This is a genomic window from Bradyrhizobium sp. NAS96.2 (assembly GCF_001908235.1).
In the GTDB taxonomy this organism is placed as follows: Bacteria; Pseudomonadota; Alphaproteobacteria; order Rhizobiales; family Xanthobacteraceae; genus Bradyrhizobium.
Window position 1 is genome coordinate 1 of the sequence record NZ_LGHK01000406.1, and the last position, 704, is coordinate 704.

2 protein-coding genes are annotated in these 704 nt (G+C 53.4%); one reads left to right on the top strand and one right to left on the bottom strand.

What is annotated here, in order from left to right:
* A partial coding sequence (locus tag AC628_RS45015) for a hypothetical protein (RefSeq protein WP_210190343.1) occupies nt 1–353 on the top strand: 353 nt, incomplete at its 5' end.
* A gap of 52 nt (nt 354–405) precedes the next feature.
* On the opposite strand, the gene AC628_RS44655 is transcribed toward AC628_RS45015, so the two are convergent.
* On the bottom strand, nt 406–704 hold a 299-nt coding region (locus AC628_RS44655; protein WP_168193556.1), incomplete at its 5' end, for a hypothetical protein.

Genomic DNA, 704 nt, shown 5'->3' on the forward strand with positions numbered 1-704 from the left:
AGCTACGCCTTGAGCAGAAAAGATTCCGGAAAGAACGATTGTGGGCGATTATCGTGTCGCCGGACGCAAAGCTGGCGGCGGGCGTCCCGAATGTCCGGCATGGAGCACAAGAGGTTAGAGAAAGTTACGATCTGCTCTCCCGAAGCACTACAAATCGTGGAGATCCCAAGCGTTTGGAAATGGGAAGACATTCCATGGAATTCCTAATCGACAGGTTCGGATACATCCGTGCGCGCTGGTTGCAAGAGGAGGACGAATGTGATTGGCAAAATTCCGACGAGCTGATCTCGCAGGTCCGAGTTCTCAATAGAGAGTCAAAAATTCTCCCGCCACCCGCTCAGCATGTGCACTGAATTAGTGGAGATCTTTCAGGGCTCGCAAACAAAGGAGCAAAGCATGCAAATATCATCCCGTCTCAGCCGGTTTGGCGATAGATTCGAACAATTCATTTGGTGCATGATTCTTGTGGCTGGCGCTCTGGTCGCGGCTCCAGCCCACGCACAACACCACGAGCCGGGCATGCACCATATGCACGGGTCTGACGATGCGCCTGTTGCGAGATCGGGAAATACCGGCGATCTGCCCGCATTGAAGATCCTCCTGCCGCAATCGGGTAATACCATCGGCGAGCGTGTTGCTTTCGTTTTCCAAGCCGACGATAACATCGCAGAAATGACCATGAGCTCTGCCAATCCGAGCGTTCA